The sequence below is a fragment of the Nocardioides sp. NPDC059952 genome (genome assembly GCF_042730435.1).
Classification (GTDB): Bacteria; Actinomycetota; Actinomycetes; order Propionibacteriales; family Nocardioidaceae; genus Nocardioides.
Genome location: NZ_JBHWLY010000177.1, coordinates 1 through 1074, shown reverse-complemented (window position 1 = coordinate 1074; position 1074 = coordinate 1). Strand labels below are relative to the sequence as shown.

The window sequence follows — 1074 nt, the reverse complement described above, 5'->3', positions numbered from 1 at the left end:
ACCTTCTCCAGCAGCGACTTGTCGGCGGACCCGGCCGGGGCCGTGCCGTCCGACGTGCGGAGCAGCATCCGGACGTTCCAGCTCAGGGCGAGGACGGCGCCGCCCATGAGGTAGGCGTCGGGGAGGATGCCGGTCAGCGGCCCGGCGAGGGCGGCCCCGGTCATCCACGCCGACCCGGCCGCCACGGTGTTGGCCGAGTGCAGGCGCCGCTGCGTGCTGGTCTCCCGGCCGGCCCACCAGGTCGCCCCGGTGAGCGCGACCGCGGACAGGGTGAGGCCGACCCCGGCGCCCGCCGAGTTGGCCCACATCAGGTGCGCGCCGCCCCCGGCGAGGCCGACCGCGCCGCGGCCGAGCCACGGCGGAAGGTGCGGCTTGGCCCGGTTCAGCAGGTAGGCGCCGACGCCGCCCCTGGTCGTCGTCGTGATGGCGGCGGGGTGGTGGTTCGTCATCGCTCCGGCCCTCTCGTCCTGGTCGTCGTCGTGGTGGTGGCGGCTCACTGCTGGCCCCAGGTCATGCGCGGCCGCTGCGGCTGGCGGGCCTTGTGCCGGTGGGCGTTCAACTCGCCCTCGTACTCCGCCTGGAACGCGGCGTAGGTGGCGGCGGCGAGCTTGGCGGCGTCGCGCAGCTCGTCGGCGGCGCGCTGCATCTTCCGGGCGACCTTGAATGCGCGGATCTTGGAGCCGCCCATGCGGCCCTCGGGGTCCGGGACGGTGGCCAGCACGGCCTTGAGGATCTCCGCCGCCATCGCCACCTCGAAGGAGAGGGACACGGCGGCCGCGCGGAGGGTGTTGCAGTAGACCCGGATCTGCGCGGGGGACGCGAACTCCGGGGCGGGGAGCAGGCTCTCTCCGTGTGCCCGGGCCGCCGGGATGCCCTTGCTACCCGAGGTCTTGGTGTTGTTGACGGTGACGTTGATCGGGGGGACGAACCCGCCGGTCGCGGCGCCGACGAAGTTCCCGGCGGCGGACGCGAACTTCTCGCCCTTGCTCGGTCCGCTGTGGGTCGTGGTCATAGGTGCCTCCAGCTGTGGGTGTGGGTGCCGTCCGACTGGCCGGCCCCTCCGCCGTCCCCGGG

2 protein-coding genes are annotated in these 1074 nt (G+C 74.3%); both read right to left on the bottom strand.

Going from position 1 to position 1074, the window contains the following annotated elements:
• Positions 1 to 497, bottom strand: a 497-nt coding sequence (locus ACFV9G_RS30020; RefSeq protein ID WP_378733158.1) for a hypothetical protein, incomplete at its 3' end; no start/stop codon positions are given.
• The gene (traA, locus tag ACFV9G_RS30015) at positions 494 to 1012 is read right to left on the bottom strand and encodes a plasmid transfer protein TraA (RefSeq protein ID WP_164358088.1); all 519 of its coding nucleotides are present in this window, start codon (positions 1010 to 1012) and stop codon (positions 494 to 496) included. The genes ACFV9G_RS30020 and traA, both read right to left, overlap by 4 nt.
• Positions 1013 to 1074 lie beyond the last annotated feature (62 nt).

What these genes read in the sequence shown, in the direction of transcription:
- traA (WP_164358088.1), bottom strand. Translation starts at nt 1,012, where the DNA reads ATGACCACGACCCACAGCGGACCGAGCAAGGGCGAGAAGTTCGCGTCC.